We start from the raw sequence: 15,825 nt of genomic DNA, 5'->3' as shown, positions 1-15,825 counted from the left end.
TACCCGCCGACACCCCGCGCCGGGGTGTTCAGCGCGGCATCGATAGGGTAGAAACGGGGCATACGCCAGCAAAAGGATTGAGCACATGACCGAGCAAGTAATGGCCGCCATCGACGGCTCCCAGTTCTCCGAGGGCGTCTGCGATTACGCGGCCTGGGCCAGCCTGGCGCTGGGGGCGCCGCTCACCTTCCTGCATGTGGTGGACAATCACCCCCAGACCGCCGAGGCGGACCTCTCCGGCAATATCGGCCTGGGCTCCCGGGAGCACCTGCTGGAGGAGCTGGCCAGCCTCGACGAGCAGCGTGCCAAGCTGGCCCAGGAGCAGGGCCGGCTGATGCTCCAGGCGGCCAAGGAGCGGGCCATCGCCGACGGCGTGGCGGAACCCGCCAGCCGCCAGCGTAACGGCACCCTGGTGGAGACCCTGGCGGAGCTGGAGGAGGAGACCCGGCTGCTGGTGATCGGCAAGCGCGGCGAGGGTCACCAGCAGGACAGCGGCCACCTGGGCTCCAACCTGGAGCGGGTGGTACGCAGCTTGCATCGCCCTATCCTGATGGTGCCGCCCACCTTCACCCGCCCCGAGAAGGTGCTGATCGCCTTCGATGGCAGCAAGACCACCCGTAAGGGCATCGAGATGATCGCCAAGAGCCCGTTGTTCCGGGGCTGCGAGTGCCATGTGGTGATGGTGGGGGCGGAACTCGCCGACCTGCGCTCCCAGCTCGACTGGGCGCTGAGCACCCTGCGCGAGGCGGACCACCAGGCGCTGGGGGAGATCCGCGCCGGCGAGGTGGAGGAGACCCTGCGCGGCTATGGGGAAGAGCAGGGCATCGACCTGCTGGTGATGGGCGCCTACGGCCACTCGCGGATTCGTCATCTGCTGGTGGGCAGCACCACCACCGCCATGCTGCGCAAGGCCAAGCTGCCGGTGCTCTTGCTGCGCTAGACCAGGCTGCTGCGTTAAGCCAGGGCGTTACTAGCCATCGCCGGCCAGGGGAGTGCCCCTGGCCGGCGATGTCGTTTCAGTCCTGGCCCGACCGGGCGCTGACCAGGACCCCCTGGGCCAGCAGCCAGCCCACCACCAGCAGCGCCAGCATGCCGGCCAGGATCAGGGTAAAGGAGGCGCCCAGGTCCAGGGCCAGCCCCAGCACCGCCGGGGCGATGCCGGTGGAGAAGACCATGGCCGCGCTCAGGGTGGCGCGCACCGTGCCCAGGTGCTCGCTGCCCCACAGGCGCACCAGCAGGCTGGTGGCGATCGACTCCTGGGCGCCCATGGCCAGGCCGCCGCCAACCATCAGCGCCCAGACCCCCGGGTGGCCGCCCCAGACGATGGCCACTACCAGGGCCAGGGCATAGGGCAGCAGATAGAGGCGCGCCAGGCGCACCGGGCCCAGGCGATCCACCCAGCGGCCGCCGAGCAGGGCGCCGGGCAGCTTGGCCAGGCCCATGCCGGCCAGCGCCAGGGCATAGACGCCCAGGGTGCTGCCCAGGTCCTCGGTCATGCGCGCCTGGTAGATGAAGAGGCCGGTCATGGTCACCGGCAGGGTCATCAGCAGCGGCAGCAGTCGCCAGAAACGCCTCTCGCGGAAGGGCCGCGGGCCGTCCTGAGGCTGGCCCCGCACCGGCCGCCGCCCCGGCGCCCCGGGCCAGGGGCCCCACAGCAGCAGCGGCACCCAGCACAGCGCCAGGACGGCGGCGAACAGCCACCACAGCTCCCGCCAGCCCAGCCACACCAGCAGGGCGGCCATCAGCGGCGGCAGCGCCGTCTCGCCGAGCATCAGGCCGGTGCCCACCAGGCCCAGGGCGCGGCCGCGCAGGGCGGTGAACTCGCGACCCGCCAGGGTATTGCCCAGGTGGGTCATCATGCCCTGGCCGCACAGGCGCACCAGGCCCAGCCCCAGCAGGCCGAGCCCCCACCAGGGCGCGGTGGTGAGCAGCAGGATGCCGGCCAGCAGGGCCAGGAGCACCGTGATGGCGAAGCGCCGCGGGGCTATCCAGTCGATGCTCGGCCCCAAGCGTAGCATGGCGAAGCCCGCCACCAGGGTCACCAGGGCATAGGCGGTGCCGAACTGGCCGGCGGAAAGCCCCAGGCGCTCGGCGATGGGGGCCTGGAAGAGGCCGATAAAGAAGCTCTGGCCGAGGCTCGAGGTGAACATCGCCAGGAAGGCGATGCTCAGCAGGCCGCGGTGATCCCGCAGCAGGGTGCGGTAACCCATGGTCGATCTCCTGTCCCTGAGTCGTGCGGCGTCCGGCGTCCGGTGGCAAGATGGAGGGAGCACGGCCGCGACAGCGGCCCATGATAGCAGCGATGGGGAGCCCATGAGGCTCGCCATCCCCTGAGCCGGAGGTCGAGATGAATCATCCCGAACTGGATATGACCGCCGTGACCGCTCGACTCGAGGCCCTGCGCGAGGAGCTGCGCGAGCAGAGCGCCGCCTCGGCGGACTCCCGGGAGACCGTGGTGCTGGACCAGACCTCGGTGGGGCGGCTGTCGCGGATGGATGCCCTCCAGGGGCAGGCCATGGCCAAGGCCGAGGAGCAGCGCCGCCAGCTGGCCCTGACGCGCATCGAGGCGGCCCTGAAACGCATCGCGGCGGGGGACTACGGCGAGTGCATCGAGTGCGGCGAATGGATATCGAAGAAACGCCTGGAATGGGATCCAAATGTGTTGAAATGTATTGACTGTGCCGAATAAAACAGTGGAATTATCCGTGATTCTGCCGTGGTGTGCGTTATCATTTTGACCTTTCCCGTCCCTGTTCCAGCGAGGTAGCCATGAGCATCCAGCGTCACGACACCAAGACCCGTATGAGCCGCGCCGTCATCCATAACGGCGTGGCCTATCTGTGCGGCCAGGTGGCCGGCCCCGAGGCCCGCCAGGGCGATATCACCGCCCAGACCGAGAGCATGCTGGCCCGGGTCGATGCGCTGCTGGCCGAGATCGGCTCCGACCGCGAGCACCTGCTCGCCGCCACCATCTACCTCAAGGATGGCGCCGACGTCGCCGCCATGAACGCGGTCTGGGACGCCTGGGTGCCCGAGGGCCAGGCCCCGGCGCGCGCCTGCCTCGTCGCCCCCATGCCCGCCGACGAGCTGAAGGTGGAGATCAGCGTCACCGCCGTCGTCAAGGGCTAAGGTTCGCCGCCTTCGCGCCTGTCGAACCTGCCGTAAGAAACGCCAAGGGCCCGCCGATTTGAACTGCACCCCGAAAGTTGGACACCCAATCCAACCTTCGGGGTGTTTTTATGAAGAAGCGATACGACGAGAGGTTCAAGCTGCTGGTGGCACAGCAGGCTTTGCACGAAGACGCTAGCTTGAGGGAGGTAGCTCGCCAGCATGGCCTGGCCCATTCCCTGGTACGGAAATGGCGGGACAACTACCGTCAGCATGGTGTGGTGGGGCTGCGCCAGAAATACACGCATCACAGCGCGGCTTTCAAGCTGGAGGTCCTTGAGAGGATGTGGCGAGATGGCTTGTCTCGGCAACAGACGGAGACCCTGTTCGATATCCGCGAGGGCGGCGCTATTGGCAGATGGGAGCGTCAGTATCATAGTGGTGGGCTGACTGCATTAGAGCCAAAGCGCCAGGGACGCCGCCCGATGACCAAGAAGCCGCCCTCCCCAGCACCCCCGCCTGATGAAGAGCGCTCTCATGAAGAATTGCTCGAAGAGTTGGCGTATCTGCGAGCGGAGAACGCCTACCTAAAAAAGCTCGATGCCTTGATCCGGGAGAAGCGGACGACAACGCAGGGCAGAAAGCCCAAGTCGTCCAAGGGTTAAGGCACGAGCATTCGCTGGCTCTGCTGCTGCGTGCGGCTGAGCTACCGCGCAGCACGTTCTACTACCAGATCCGGGCCTTGGGCGCTGATGATCGGTACGCGCCCCTGAAGGCGCGTATCAGGGCGATCTACGACCGTCACAAAGGACGCTACGGCTATCGTCGCATCACCGCCGCTCTGCGGCAGGCGGGTGAGGCGATCAACCACAAGGTCGTCCAGCGCTTGATGCAACAGCTGGGCTTGAAGTCGTTGGTTCGCCCAAAGCGGTATCGTGCCTACCGTGGGGCAGTGGGACAGGTGGCTCCCAACGTACTCGACCGGCAGTTTCAGGCACTAGCTCCGAATGAGAAGTGGGTGACCGACATCACGGAATTCAACGTTGACGGGCAGAAACTGTATCTGTCGCCCATCATGGATCTCTATAACGGCGAGATCGTGGCCTATCAGACCAGCAGGCGTCCTGTACTCTCGCTGGTGAAGCACATGCTGCAGCAGGCCTTTGCCCGGTTGAAGCACTCGGATCGGCCACTGCTGCATTCCGATCAAGGATGGCATTACCAGCATCCTGCCTATCGTAGCCTGTTGGCAGGGCAGGCGCTGACCCAGAGCATGTCACGCAAGGGCAACTGCCTGGACAATGCCGCCATGGAGAGCTTTTTTGGCACCCTGAAGGCCGAGTATTTCCACCTGAACCGGTTCGACACCATCGAGCAGTTGCAGCAAGGGCTCGACGAGTACGTCCATTACTACAACCACGAACGCATCAGGCTGAAACTAAAAGGCCTGAGTCCCGTACAGTACAGAACTCAGGCCTTGAGCGCTGGCTGAATGAACCGTCCAACTAATGGGGGTCAGTTCAATTCGGTGGGCCCTTGGCGTTCGTGGGGGACGCTCAATAGCGCCAGTCGAGGCTCAACATGGCGTGGCGCGGGGCGCCGTGGAAGCCCTGGGCCCAGTAGAGGCTGGTCAGGTACTTCTCGTCGGTGACGTTGTTGAGGTTCAGGGAGGCGCTGAGGCGCTCGTTGAAGTCATAGCGGGCCATCAGGTCCACCAGGGCGTAGTCCTCCTGGCGGGTGATCACGCCGTTGCCCTGGTCGCGGTGGATATCCCCCTGCCAGCGCAGCCGGGCGCCGACGCTGGCCTGCTCCAGGAAGGGCAGGCGGTAGCGGCTCATGGCGCGCAGCATATGCCGCGGCGCATGGGTGCGGGCGGCCTCGCCGTCGGCGTCCTCGATGGACAGCACGGTATAGCCGAGGCTGGCCTGCCAGCCGGGTGCGAGCTCCCCGGCCAGGGTCGCCTCCACGCCGCGGCTGGTCAGGCCGTCGACGCCGCGATAGAAGGTATCGGCGCTGCCGGGGATGGTGCCGGCGGCCTCGGCCAGGTTGCTCTGCTCGATCTGGAAGAGCGCCAGGGAGGCGTCCAGGCGGCCATCGAAGAGCTCCGCCTTGAGGCCCGCCTCCAGGGCATCGCCCTCCACCGGGTCGAGGCGATCGCGGTTACGGTCCACCTCGGTCTGGGGACGGAAGATGCGCGTATAGCTGGCGTAGAGGGAGAACTCGTCGTTGAGGTCATAGACCGCCCCGGCATAGGGGGTCAGGATGCCACGGTGGGAGGTCGTCTTGTCATCGCCGTAGTTCTCGCCCTCGCCCTCGAAGTCGGCCAGGCGCAGGCCGCCCAGCAGCATCAGGCGGTCGCTGGCGCTCAGGCGCAGGGCGCCGTAGAGGGCGGTCTCCCGGTCGACCCAGTCGCTGCCCGCCACGCCGGCATCGAAGGTGGGCTCGGGATAATCCCCCTGCCACTCCTCCAGCGGCGGCAGCGGGTCACCGATGCCCTGGCCGTAGTGGGAGACGTCCTGCAGGTGGGAGCGCGACCACTGGGCGCCCAGCACCGCCTCGTGCTCGCGTCCCCCCAGCTCGAAGCTCCCCCGGGCGGAGAGGTCGGCGATCCACTGCTCGTTCTCCAGGTCATAGCGGCTGGGGAAGGCGAACAGGCCGCTGCCGGTATCGCGATCCGGGGTGCCGTAGATATAGAAGAGCTTGGAATCGGACTCCCGCTGGATATGGGTCAGGGTGGCACGCCCCTCCCAGCCGCCGGCAAACGCCTGGTTCAGCTCGATAAAGCTGTTCTGGTCGCGATTGTTCCAGTAGGCCCAGTCGGCGGAGGTGCTGGTGGAGACGTCATAGTCGGTGGGGCTGCCGTCGCTGTAGTAGAGCGGCAGGGCGCCCCACAGGGGGCTGTCGGTGTCGTTGCGTTGCCAGCTATGGCCCGCGGTCAGCCGGGTGGTGTCGCCGAGGTCCGCCTCGATCACCCCGTAGAGGACGCGGCGGCTGCGCTGCATGCGGTCCAGGTAGGAGTCCTTCTCCTCGCCGGCGGCGACGAAGCGGCCGCGCACGCGACCCGCCGCGTCCAGGGGGCCGGCCAGGTCCACTTCCAGGCGGCGCTGGTCCCAGCGGCCCAGGGTGGCGCCCAGGCTGGCCTGGGGCGTGGCGGTGGGGCGCTTGCGCACGAAGTTGACCGTGGCCGCCGGGTTGCCGGTGCCGCTGAGCAGGCCGTTGGCGCCGCGCAGCACCTCGACCCGGTCATAGATATAGGTATCCAGGTCACCCTGGACGTTGTCGTAGACGAAGGGCATGCCCTGGCCATCGACCTGGAAGTTGGTGATATCGAAGCCGCGGGCGGTGTAGTAGGTGCGGTCGGTCTCGACCCGTTCCACGCTGATGCCGGGGGTGCTCTCCAGGACGTCGTTGACGCTGTCCAGGTTGAAGTCGTCGATCTGCGCCCGGGTCACCACCGACACCGACTGGGGCGTCTCCCGGGGCGTCAGGGAGAGGCCTATCGACGCGGCGGTGGCGGGCGCCTGGTAGCGCTCGCTGCCCTCGGTGACCGTGGCGATCGCCTCGGCCTCCACGGTGACGGCGTCCAGGGTGATATCGGCGTCCTCGGCGAGCAGCGGCCCGGCCGGCAGGAGCAGGGCAAGGCCCAGGGCCCGGCGCATCGCCAGGCGCAGGGGGTGCGAAGCAAAAGCGGGAGTGCGGGGAGTCATGGGTGTCTCTTGTTGACGGTTCATGCATCGGGAGCGTCGACGAGACGGGATGGCTCGGCGACGACAACAAATGATAATGTTTGTTATTTTTATTAACAACCGAACTTGAGACGAATTTCGATGTCTGGGGTGGGGCGGAACTGGATCAGGTGCCGGGCCACGAGTGGTAGTGGCCCGGCGGCCAAGGGAAGTGAGCCGAGTCGGAGCTAGAGCCGGCGCAGGCGCCAGATAAAGTAGCTGCCGCCGATCAGCGAGGCGACGATGCCGGCGGGGATCTCGTCGGGGAACAGCAGTTGGCGACCCAGCCAGTCCGCCAGCACCATCAGCAGGGCGCCCAGCAGGGCGGCGCCGACGAGCTGGCCGCGGGCCCGGGTGAAGCCCAGCAGGCGGGCCAGGTGCGGGGCCAGCAGGCCGACGAAGGAGAGCGGCCCCACCACCAGGGTGGCGCAGGCGGTGAGCAGCGCCACCAGCAGCAGCAGCGACAGCCGCGCCCGGTTGAGGCGGATGCCCAGGGCCTGGCTGGTGGCGGCGCCCAGCGGCAGGATATCCAGCCAGCGGGCGAAGGGCAGGGTCGCCAGGCCGAGGAGCAGGGCCATTGCTGACACCGCCAGGGCGCTGCCCGCCTCGACGTAGTAGGTGGAGCCGGAGAGCCAGGCCAGGATCAGCTGGCCGCGGGGATCGCCGCCGGCCAGCACCATGGCGCGCACCGCGTCGAAGAGGGCGGTGATGGCCACCCCGGTGAGCAGCAGCCGCTCCGGGCGCAGGCCGCTACGGCGGTTGATGCCCACCAGCACCGCCAGGCTGGCCAGGGCCCCCAGGGTGCCCGCCGCCACCAGGGCCAGGTTGCCCGGCGCCGGCAGCAGGAAGATCGCCGCCATCAGCGCCATGGCGCTGCCGCCGCTGATGCCCAGCAGCTCGGGGCTGGCCATGGGGTTGGCGGTCAACCGCTGCAGCAGGGTGCCGGCCAGGGCCAGCAGCACGCCGCTGGCGGCGGCCGCCGCCAGCCGCGGCAGGCGCCACTCCAGCACGTCCCAGCGGGTCAGCCACTGCCAGCCCTGGGCACCCTGGCCCCAGCACAGGGCGACCACCAGGGCGGCGACCAGGGCCAGGGCGAGCCCGCCGGCCAGCCGCGCCGGGGCGGGATGGCGGGGGCCGAGGCCCGGTGCGGCGCTGGGCGGGGCGTTGTCGCCGAGGCGCAGCCGCGGGATCAGCCACAGCAGCAGGGGCGCGCCGAGGGCGGCGGTGGCGGCGCCGGTGGGAATCAGGGTCGGCAGCCAGGGCCCGGCGCCCTGCAGCAGCAGGTCGGTGGTGGCCAGCAGCAGGGCGCCGAGCAGGGTGGCGGCCAGCAGCCGGGTGGCCAGGCCGCGCACCCCGGCCAGGCGCACCAGGTTGGGCGCCGCCAGGCCGATAAAGCCGACGATGCCCACCACGCTGACCACGCTGGCGGTGAGGAAGATGGCCAGCCCCAGGGCGGCCAGGCGCAGGTGCTTGAGGGAGACCCCCAGGCTGGTGGCGCTGGCGTCATCCAGCTCCAGCAGCCGCAGCGGGCGCAGCAGCACCAGGGCGGCCAGCAGGCCCAGGGCCAGGCGCGGGGCCAGGAAGGCGGCATCGCTCCAGCCGTCCTGGGCCAGGGCGCCGGCGCCCCAGATCAGTAGCCCCTTGAGCTCCTCCTGGTGGAAGAGCAGCAGCACCAGGGCCAGGGCGCCGACGTAGAGGTTGACCACCAGGCCCGCCAGCACCACCACCAGCGGCGCCAGGCGCCGCCGCCAGGCCAGGGCCATGACCAGCCCCATGGCCAGGGCGCCGCCGGCCAGGGCCACCCATTCCCGGCCCAGCACCAGCAGGTTAGGTGCCATCAGCGAGGCGGCCATCAGCGCCAGGTTGGCGCCGCTGGCCACCCCCAGGGTGGTGGGGGCGGCCAGGGGGTTGCGCAGCACCTGCTGCATCAGCACCCCGGCCAGGGCCAGGCCGCCGCCGGCCAGCAGCGCCATGGCCAGGCGCGGCCACCAGGCGTAGTGCAGTACCAGGCTGGCGGTATCGCCGGGGGTGATCGCGAACAGCGCCCGCCAGGCCGCGGCGGCCCCGCCTTGCTCGGCGAGGGTGGCCAGGGCCAGGCCCAGCATCAGCAGGCTCAGCAGGGCGAGCCCCAGCCAGGGAGCCAGGCGTGGCCGATGCGGTTGGTGCATTAGAGGAGTCGTTGTCATGGCTGGCTCTCCAGGGCGCCGACCAGCAGCTCGGCGAACCGTACCGCCGAGGGCAGGGCGCCGAAGCTCCACACCGGCGGCAGGGTGATCACCCGGTCGGCGGCGACGCTGGGCTGGTGCTGCCAGAGGCCGCTGTCGGTGAGTCGTGCCTCGACGCCCCGGGGGTAGGGTTCCACCACCACCAGGCGCGCCTCGATGGTGGCCAGTTCCTCCAGGCTGGCCAGGCTGAAGCCCCAGGCATTGGTGGGGCGCGTCCAGGCGTTCTCCAGCCCCAGGCGCTCCAGCACCGCCTGGTAGAGGCCATTGGCGCCGAACACCCGCACATGGCGGGCATCCATGAATTGCACGATCAGCAGCGGCTCGCCGGTCTCGGGCAGGCGCTCGCGCAGCTCGGCCAGGCGCGCCTCGCTGGCCTCGATCAGCGCCTCGCCGGCGGCGGGGTCCTCGACCCGCGCCGCCAGCTCCCGGGTCAGGGCCAGCAGCTGTGGCCAGGTGGCCTCGCCGGGGGCATAGAGGGTCAGTTCGCTGACCGGGGCGATACGCTCGAGGCGCGGCGTCAGGTTGGCGAACATCGGCGAGATCAGGATGCGTTCGGGGGCCAGGGCGGCCAGCCGCTCCAGGTTGGGCTGGCTGCGCAGGCCCAGGTCGATCACCGAGTCGGGCAGCGCCGGCTCGCCCACCCAGGCGTGATAGGCCGCTACCTGGCCCAGCGTCACGGGGGGATGGCCCAGGGCCACCAGGGTCTCGGCCAGGGTCCAGTCGAGGCTGGCCAGGCGGGGCGCGCCGCCTTCCTCTTGAGCGAGGGGGGCGACGAAGGGGGTGGCGAGCAGCAGGGCCAGGATGGCCAGGCGCGCAAGGTGTCGGGCGTGGAGCATGGCCTAGGGCACCACCGCCATGGGGTGGGCGCCGCTAGGGTGGGGCACCACCCGCAGCGGCAGGCCGTAGATCGCCTCCAGGGTGGCGTCGTTCATCAGCGTCCCGGGCTCGCCCTGGGCCAGCAGGCGGCCGCCGTGCAGGGCCACCAGGCGGTCGCAGTAGCGGGCCGCCAGGTTGATGTCGTGGAGGACGATGATCACCCCCAGGCCCAGCTCGCCGCAGAGGCGGCGGATCAGCTCCAGCACCTCCACCTGGTGGGCGATATCCAGGGCCGCCAGGGGCTCGTCGAGGAGCAGGAAGCCGCTGCCCTGGGCCAGCAGCATGGCCAGCCAGAGGCGTTGGCGTTCGCCGCCGGAGAGGGTATCCACCAGGCGGTCGGCGAAGCGCTCGGTGTGGGTCAGCGCCAGGGCGCGCTCGATGGCGGCGTCATCCTCGGCGCCGTGGCGGCCCAGCAGGCCGTGCCAGGGGTAGCGGCCGAAGGCCACCAGCTCGCGCCCGGTCAGGCTATCGGTGGTGGGCAGGTGCTGGGGCAGGTAGGCCACCCGGCGGGCGAATTCGCGCTGGCCCCAGGCGGCGAGCGGCCGGCCGTCGAGGCGCACCTCGCCGCCGCTCGCCGGCTGCTGGCGGGCCAGCAGCTTGAGCAGGGTCGACTTGCCGGAGCCGTTATGGCCGATCAGGCCATGCACCAGGCCCTCGCCGAGGCACAGCTCGGTAGGCTGGAGCAGGCGCTTGCCATCCACCTCGAAGGTGGCGGCGCGGGTCTCGAACATGGCGATTCTCCCGGCGGGGCGAGTCAGTATCGGCTGCGAAGGTTAAGTCAAACAAGAAGCTTTATCAATCATATCGGCGTGGTGTCGCCGGGGGAAATCCTCTACCCTTGGCGGGCTATCGAGAAAGGAAGTCCTCATGTCCCACACCTCCAGTTTCCATGCCCTGGGGCGCCTGCTGCGCTATGCCCGGGGCTATCGCCGTCGCATCATCGCGGCCACCGCCTGCTCCATCATCAACAAGCTCTTCGATATCGCCCCGGAGATCCTGATCGGGGTGGCCATCGACGTGGTGGTCAATCAGGAGCGCAGTTTCGTGGCGCGCCTCGGCTTCGAGACGCCCCAGGAACAGATCATGATGCTCGGGGTGCTGACCTTCGTGATCTGGGCCGGCGAGTCGCTCTTCGAGTACCTCTTCCAGATCCTGTGGCGCAACCTGGCCCAGCGGCTGCAGGCCGACCTGCGCCAGGACGCCTACGAGCATGCCCAGCGCCTGGACATGGCCTACTTCGAGTCGAAAAGCTCGGGGCAGCTCGTCGCCACCATGAACGACGACGTCAACCAACTGGAGCGCTTCCTGGATGGCGGCGCCAACGCCATGATCCAGGTGGGGGTCACCGTGGTGGCGGTGGGGGCGGTGTTCTTCGTGCTCTCGCCGCTGATCGCCCTGCTCGCCTTTACGCCGATTCCGCTGATCATCTGGGGCGCCTTCTTCTTCCAGCGCAAGGCGGGGCCCCTCTACGCCGAGGTGCGCGAGAAGGTGGGCGACCTGGCCAGCCGCCTGAGCAATAACCTGGCGGGGATCGCCACCATCAAGAGCTTCACCAGCGAGGCCCGGGAGGCCGAGCGGCTGCGCCAGGCCAGCGAGGCCTATGTGGAGGCCAACCGCCGCGCCATCCGCCTCAGCTCGGCCTTTATTCCGGTGATCCGCATGGCAATCCTCACCGGCTTCCTGGCCACCTTCACCGTGGGCGGCATGATGGCCCTGCGCGGCGACCTCAACGTGGGCGCCTACGGGGTGCTGGTGTTCCTGACCCAGCGCCTGCTGTGGCCGCTGACCGGCCTGGCCCAGGTGATCGATCTCTTCGAGCGGGCCATGGCCAGCACCCGGCGCATCCTCGACCTGCTGGCGGTGCCGATCACCGTCAAGGACAGCGGCGAGGCGGCGCTACCGACGCCGGTGCGCGGCGCGGTGCGCTTCGAGGGGGTGAGCTTCCGCTACGCCAATAGCGAGGTGGGCGTGGAGGGCATCGACCTGGCGGTGCCGGCGGGGCATACCCTGGCCCTGGTGGGGGCCACCGGCTCCGGCAAGTCGACCCTGATCAAGCTGCTGCTGCGCTTCTACGACCCCGCCGCCGGGCGGGTGCTGATCGACGACCGGCCCATCGAGGCGGTGAGCCTGGCCGCGCTGCGCGGCGCCATCGGCCTGGTCAGCCAGGACGTCTACCTGTTCGAGGGCTCGATTCGCGACAATATCGCCTACGGCAGGCCGGACGCTTCGGAGGACGAGATCACCGAGGCGGCCAAGGTCGCCGAGGCCTGGGAGTTTATCCGGGCCCTGCCCCAGGGGCTCGATACCCCGGTGGGCGAGCGCGGCGTGCGCCTCTCCGGCGGCCAGCGCCAGCGCCTGTCGCTGGCTCGGGCGCTGCTCAAGGACCCGCCGATCCTGGTGCTGGATGAGGCCACCAGCGCCGTGGACAACGAGACCGAGGCGGCCATCCAGCGCTCCCTGCGCAAGATCGCCCACGGCCGCACCGTGATCATGATCGCCCACCGCCTCTCGACCATCGTGCACGCCGACCGGATCGCCGTGATCGAGGCCGGCCGGGTGGTGGAGCAGGGCAGCCACGCCGAGCTGCTGGCCGCCGAGGGGCGCTACGCCGCCCAATGGTGGGTGCAGACCGGCAGCGCCGAGGAGGATGCCCTCTCGGTGTTCTGACGCCGCTGGGTGTCTCCGCACTAAACGCACAACGGCGGCCCTGGGGCCGCCGTTGTGCGTTTCGGGCCAAGGCCCGGGGAGGAGCATCAGAAGGCGTAGTTGAGGGTCGCGGTAACGCTGCGCTCGGCGCCGAAGTAGCAGAAGTTCAGGTCGTAGCAGGAGGCCACGTACTCCTCGTCGAGCAGGTTGCCGACGTTGAGGCGCGCGCTCATGCCGTCGAGGCCCAGGCGGCTCAGGTCATAGCCCAGGGTGGCGTCGACCAGGGTGTAGTCCGGCACCATCTCGGTGTTGGCGTCGTCGGCATGGATATCGGCGTGGTAGCGCATGCCGAGCCCCGCATCCAGGCCGGCCAGGGCGCCGGATTGGACGGCGTAGTTGCCCCAGACCGCGAGCTGGTGGCGCGGCACCTGGTTGTCGTGATTGCCCTGGGTGGCGTCGCCGGTCTTCTCCAGGGTCACGTCGGTGTAGCTGTAGGCGGCCTGCACCGAGAGGGCCTCGGTCAGCTGGCTATGCGCCTCCAGTTCGATGCCCCGGGATTGGATCTCGCCGGTGGCGCGATAGAAGGTCTCGTTGGGCAGCTTGGAGGAGACGTTCTCCTGGGTGATATCGAAGAGGGCGAGGCTGTAGCGGTTGCGCGTCCCCGGCGGCTGGTACTTCAGGCCCAGCTCGACCTGTTCGCCCTCGGTGGGGGCCAGCAGGTCGCCGTTCTGGTCGGTGGTGCTGTTGGGGCTGAAGGAGGTGGAGTAGCTGGCATAGGGCGCCAGGCCGTTGTCGAAGCGGTAGAGCAGGCCGGCGCGGCCGCTGACCTGGGTGTCGTCCAGCTCGCTCGCCGCGCCGCTCACCGGGTCGCTATTGGTGATATCCACCCAGTCGTGACGCAGGCCCAGGTTGGCGTGCCAGTTGCCGAAGGCCAGCTGATCCTGCAGGTAGACGCCGGTCTGCTCCAGCTCGCGGTGCTCGCGTGTCTCGGGGAACATCATGCTGGGGCCGGCGCCGTACTGGGGATCGAAGGCGTCGATGGCGGGGAAGGCCCCTGAGGTCCAGAGCACCTCGTTGTCGCGCTGCTGGTAGTCCAGGCCCAGCAGCAGGGTGTGATCCACGCCGCCGGTGGCCAGGCGCGCCTCCAGTTGGTTATCCACGGTCAGGGCGTCGAGGGACTCGTCGCCGCCGGAGAAGTAGCGGTTGAGCTCGGTGGCCGACGCCCAGCCGAAGGCGTAGACCTGGCCCAGCTCCACCTCGGTCTCGGTGTAGCGCAGCCGCTGCCGGGCGCTCAGGGCGTCGCTGAAGCGATGCTCGAACTCGTAGCCGACCATGACCTGGTCGCGCTCGAATTTCTCGAAATCCTCCTCGCCCTCGAAGAAGTTGTTGGAGATGCGCCGGCCGTTGCGGTCTACCACCGTGCCCTCGAAGGGCAGGCCGGAGTGGGAGCTGCCCTCCGGGTCGCGGTGCAGGTAGGCGTGCAGGGTCAGGCTGGTGGCGTCATTGATGTCCCAGGTGAGCTGGGGGGCGAAGGCGTAGCGCTCCTCCTCGACCGGGCCGAACTGGGTATCGGCGGCGCGGGCCAGGCCGGTGAGGCGGAAGGCCAGGCGGCGCTCGGCGTCCAGCGGGCCGGTGACGTCGAAGGCGGCGCCGCGCTGGGCGTTGTTGCCCAGGCGCAGGCGCAGCTCGCCGCCGGACTCGAACTCTGGACGACGGCTGGTCTGGGCCACCAGGCCGCCGGGGGAGGCGCGGCCATAGAGCACCGAGGCGGGGCCCTTGACCACCTCGAGGCGCTCCAGGAACCAGGGGTCGATCACCAGGGAGCTGAAGGAGCCGCCGTCGCTCATCACCTTGAGGCCGTCGAGGAAGGTGTTGTTGATGCTGCCGTCGGCGAAGCCGCGCAACACCAGGTAGTTGTAGCGGTTGGAGGCGCCGATCTGGTTGGTGAAGACGCCGGGGGTATAGTCGGCGGCACGCTGGACGCTCTCGGCGCCGCGGGTTTCCCAGTCATCCCGCTCGACCAGCGAGACCGCCTGGGGCGTCTCGATAAAGGGCGTCTCGGTCTTGGTGGCGGCGCTGGCGGTGACCGTCATGGTCTCCAGGGACTCCTGGGGCTCAGCGGCGAGCAGCGGCGTGGACAGCGGGGCGGAGGCCAGGGCGACGGCGAGCGTCAGGCGGTGCAAAGGGGGCATGGATCACTCTCGGGTCTATTGATTTGAAAGTGAGAATTGTTCCACTTTTTCACCCCGGTGAGTTATGCGTGCCGCGCAAGCGGTTATGGGCGGGCGTCAGCCTGTCTCAGTGGCGGGAACTCGCCAGGCTGCCCGGCGACACGCCATAGGCGCGGCGGAAGGCGGTGATGAAATTGCTGGCATGGCGATAGCCGCTCAGGTGGGCGGCCTGCTGGACACTATGCCCGCTGAGCAGCAGCTCCCGGGCCCGGGCCAGGCGCCGGCGGCGCAGGTAGTCGATGGGCGAGCAGCCGTAGGCGGCCTTGAAGCGGCGTACCAGGGTGCTGGGGCTCATGGCGGCCCGGGACGCCAGGGCCTCCAGGCTATGCTCGCGCTCGGGGGCCTCTTCCAGCAGGCGGCGAAGCGCCTCCAGGCGCCGGCCAGGCGAGGCCGTGGGGGCCGTCGTCTGGGGGGTGTCCCGGACGGGGGGTGCCAGCCCCCGGGCCAGCAGCTGCAGAGCCAGCCCCTGGAACAGCAGCCGGCGGGGCTGGCCGGTCAGCTCGCAGCGATAGCCCTGCTCCAGGGTCAGGCTCAGGGCGTTGGGCAGCGACCAGGCACTTGGGGCCTGCGTCGGCAGGGCCTCGCCGCACCACTGGTGCATGGCCGCCTCGTCCAGGGCCAGGCTGAGGGTGCGCAGGCGCTGGCCGGCGGGCTGGTGGGCGCTGAGGATCTGGCGCTCGTCGAGACGCAGGGTAAAGGCCTCGCCGGCGGTCAGCCAGCGCTCCGCCTCCAGGGTGCCCAGGCGTACCCGGCCCTCCATCACCACCACGATCAGCAGCGCCGCCTGGCCCCGGGAGCGGGACGCATAGGGCTGGACCACCTCCAGGTCGGAGAGCACCAGTTCGGCCCCCGCCGTCAGGGCGAGCGTCTCCACCCGCCCCTGGGCGATGGGCAACCGGGCGGCGCGCTCCGGCTGGCTCGGTGCCGCCGGGAAGCGATAGTCGATGCGGTAGCGGCGACCGTAGCCGAGAAAATCCGCGACGGTATGGCGGCGGGTGGCGGTGGTCGTCATGG

Annotated in this window: 12 protein-coding genes; 5 read left to right on the top strand and 7 right to left on the bottom strand. The window is 69.5% G+C overall.

Annotated features, from left to right (window positions below; translation table 11 throughout):
- Positions 1–85 precede the first annotated feature (85 nt).
- Positions 86–940 (top strand): universal stress protein, encoded by an 855-nt coding sequence (locus ACZ5EF_RS15215; protein ID WP_346061770.1) that lies wholly within the window; start codon positions 86–88, stop codon positions 938–940.
- Between the two features lie 76 nt (positions 941–1,016).
- On the opposite strand, the gene ACZ5EF_RS15210 is transcribed toward ACZ5EF_RS15215, so the two are convergent.
- A complete protein-coding gene (locus ACZ5EF_RS15210) occupies positions 1,017–2,210 on the bottom strand; it encodes an MFS transporter (protein ID WP_346061771.1) in 1,194 nt (397 codons plus the stop codon).
- A gap of 137 nt (positions 2,211–2,347) precedes the next feature.
- On the opposite strand from ACZ5EF_RS15210, the gene ACZ5EF_RS15205 reads away from it, so the two are divergent.
- From ACZ5EF_RS15205 to ACZ5EF_RS15195, 3 genes are all read left to right on the top strand, one after another.
- Positions 2,348–2,689, top strand: coding sequence for a TraR/DksA family transcriptional regulator (locus ACZ5EF_RS15205; RefSeq protein WP_346061772.1), 342 nt, complete (start codon positions 2,348–2,350; stop codon positions 2,687–2,689).
- Positions 2,690–2,769: 80 nt separating this feature from the next.
- The gene (locus ACZ5EF_RS15200; RefSeq protein WP_346061773.1) at positions 2,770–3,129 is read left to right on the top strand and encodes a RidA family protein; all 360 of its coding nucleotides are present in this window, start codon (positions 2,770–2,772) and stop codon (positions 3,127–3,129) included.
- Between the two features lie 110 nt (positions 3,130–3,239).
- Positions 3,240–4,600, top strand: a protein-coding gene (locus ACZ5EF_RS15195) for an IS3 family transposase (protein ID WP_346061774.1) whose coding sequence is annotated in 2 segments (ribosomal slippage) — positions 3,240–3,696 and positions 3,696–4,600 — 1,362 coding nt in all. Because the reading frame shifts where the segments join, the coding sequence is not laid out codon by codon here.
- A gap of 64 nt (positions 4,601–4,664) precedes the next feature.
- On the opposite strand, the gene ACZ5EF_RS15190 is transcribed toward ACZ5EF_RS15195, so the two are convergent.
- The 4 genes from ACZ5EF_RS15190 to ACZ5EF_RS15175 all read right to left on the bottom strand — a co-directional run bounded on the left by ACZ5EF_RS15190 (position 4,665) and on the right by ACZ5EF_RS15175 (position 10,665).
- Positions 4,665–6,815 (bottom strand): TonB-dependent siderophore receptor, encoded by a 2,151-nt coding sequence (locus tag ACZ5EF_RS15190; protein ID WP_346061775.1) that lies wholly within the window; start codon positions 6,813–6,815, stop codon positions 4,665–4,667.
- A gap of 206 nt (positions 6,816–7,021) precedes the next feature.
- Positions 7,022–9,001 carry a Fe(3+)-hydroxamate ABC transporter permease FhuB gene (fhuB, locus tag ACZ5EF_RS15185; protein ID WP_346061855.1) on the bottom strand — a complete coding sequence of 660 codons (1,980 nt, stop codon included), beginning with the start codon at positions 8,999–9,001 and terminating at the stop codon, positions 7,022–7,024.
- Positions 9,002–9,015: 14 nt separating this feature from the next.
- Positions 9,016–9,894, bottom strand: a complete 879-nt coding sequence (locus tag ACZ5EF_RS15180; protein ID WP_346061776.1) for an ABC transporter substrate-binding protein — start codon at positions 9,892–9,894, stop codon at positions 9,016–9,018.
- 3 nt (positions 9,895–9,897) lie between these two features.
- The gene (locus tag ACZ5EF_RS15175) at positions 9,898–10,665 is read right to left on the bottom strand and encodes an ABC transporter ATP-binding protein (RefSeq protein ID WP_346061777.1); all 768 of its coding nucleotides are present in this window, start codon (positions 10,663–10,665) and stop codon (positions 9,898–9,900) included.
- 136 nt (positions 10,666–10,801) lie between these two features.
- Here ACZ5EF_RS15175 and ACZ5EF_RS15170 point away from each other — a divergent pair, with 136 nt between their 5' ends.
- Entirely contained in the window at positions 10,802–12,601 is a 1,800-nt protein-coding gene (locus tag ACZ5EF_RS15170) for an ABC transporter ATP-binding protein (RefSeq protein WP_346061778.1), read from the top strand.
- Positions 12,602–12,687: 86 nt separating this feature from the next.
- Here the strand turns inward: ACZ5EF_RS15170 and ACZ5EF_RS15165 are convergent, their stop codons facing one another.
- Both ACZ5EF_RS15165 and ACZ5EF_RS15160 read right to left on the bottom strand, forming a co-directional pair.
- Positions 12,688–14,772 carry a TonB-dependent siderophore receptor gene (locus ACZ5EF_RS15165; RefSeq protein WP_346061779.1) on the bottom strand — a complete coding sequence of 695 codons (2,085 nt, stop codon included), beginning with the start codon at positions 14,770–14,772 and terminating at the stop codon, positions 12,688–12,690.
- A 106-nt stretch (positions 14,773–14,878) separates the two neighbouring features.
- Positions 14,879–15,823 carry a helix-turn-helix transcriptional regulator gene (locus ACZ5EF_RS15160; RefSeq protein ID WP_346061780.1) on the bottom strand — a complete coding sequence of 315 codons (945 nt, stop codon included), beginning with the start codon at positions 15,821–15,823 and terminating at the stop codon, positions 14,879–14,881.
- Between the last annotated feature and the right edge of the window lie 2 nt (positions 15,824–15,825).

It is taken from the genome of Bisbaumannia salifodinae (genome assembly GCF_055388505.1).
The sequence above is the reverse complement of the archived record's forward strand: the minus strand, read 5'-3'. Positions and strand labels throughout refer to the sequence as shown.

Excerpts from the sequence above, each read along its gene's own strand:
- ACZ5EF_RS15200 (WP_346061773.1), top strand. The coding sequence starts at position 2,770 with ATGAGCATCCAGCGTCACGACACCAAGACCCGTATGAGCCGCGCCGTC.
- ACZ5EF_RS15165 (WP_346061779.1), bottom strand. The coding sequence starts at position 14,772 with ATGCCCCCTTTGCACCGCCTGACGCTCGCCGTCGCCCTGGCCTCCGCC.
- ACZ5EF_RS15215 (WP_346061770.1), top strand. The coding sequence starts at position 86 with ATGACCGAGCAAGTAATGGCCGCCATCGACGGCTCCCAGTTCTCCGAG.
- fhuB (WP_346061855.1), bottom strand. The coding sequence starts at position 9,001 with ATGCACCAACCGCATCGGCCACGCCTGGCTCCCTGGCTGGGGCTCGCC.
- ACZ5EF_RS15205 (WP_346061772.1), top strand. The coding sequence starts at position 2,348 with ATGAATCATCCCGAACTGGATATGACCGCCGTGACCGCTCGACTCGAG.
- ACZ5EF_RS15180 (WP_346061776.1), bottom strand. The coding sequence starts at position 9,894 with ATGCTCCACGCCCGACACCTTGCGCGCCTGGCCATCCTGGCCCTGCTG.
- ACZ5EF_RS15170 (WP_346061778.1), top strand. The coding sequence starts at position 10,802 with ATGTCCCACACCTCCAGTTTCCATGCCCTGGGGCGCCTGCTGCGCTAT.
- ACZ5EF_RS15160 (WP_346061780.1), bottom strand. The coding sequence starts at position 15,823 with ATGACGACCACCGCCACCCGCCGCCATACCGTCGCGGATTTTCTCGGC.
- ACZ5EF_RS15190 (WP_346061775.1), bottom strand. The coding sequence starts at position 6,815 with ATGACTCCCCGCACTCCCGCTTTTGCTTCGCACCCCCTGCGCCTGGCG.
- ACZ5EF_RS15175 (WP_346061777.1), bottom strand. The coding sequence starts at position 10,665 with ATGTTCGAGACCCGCGCCGCCACCTTCGAGGTGGATGGCAAGCGCCTG.
- ACZ5EF_RS15210 (WP_346061771.1), bottom strand. The coding sequence starts at position 2,210 with ATGGGTTACCGCACCCTGCTGCGGGATCACCGCGGCCTGCTGAGCATC.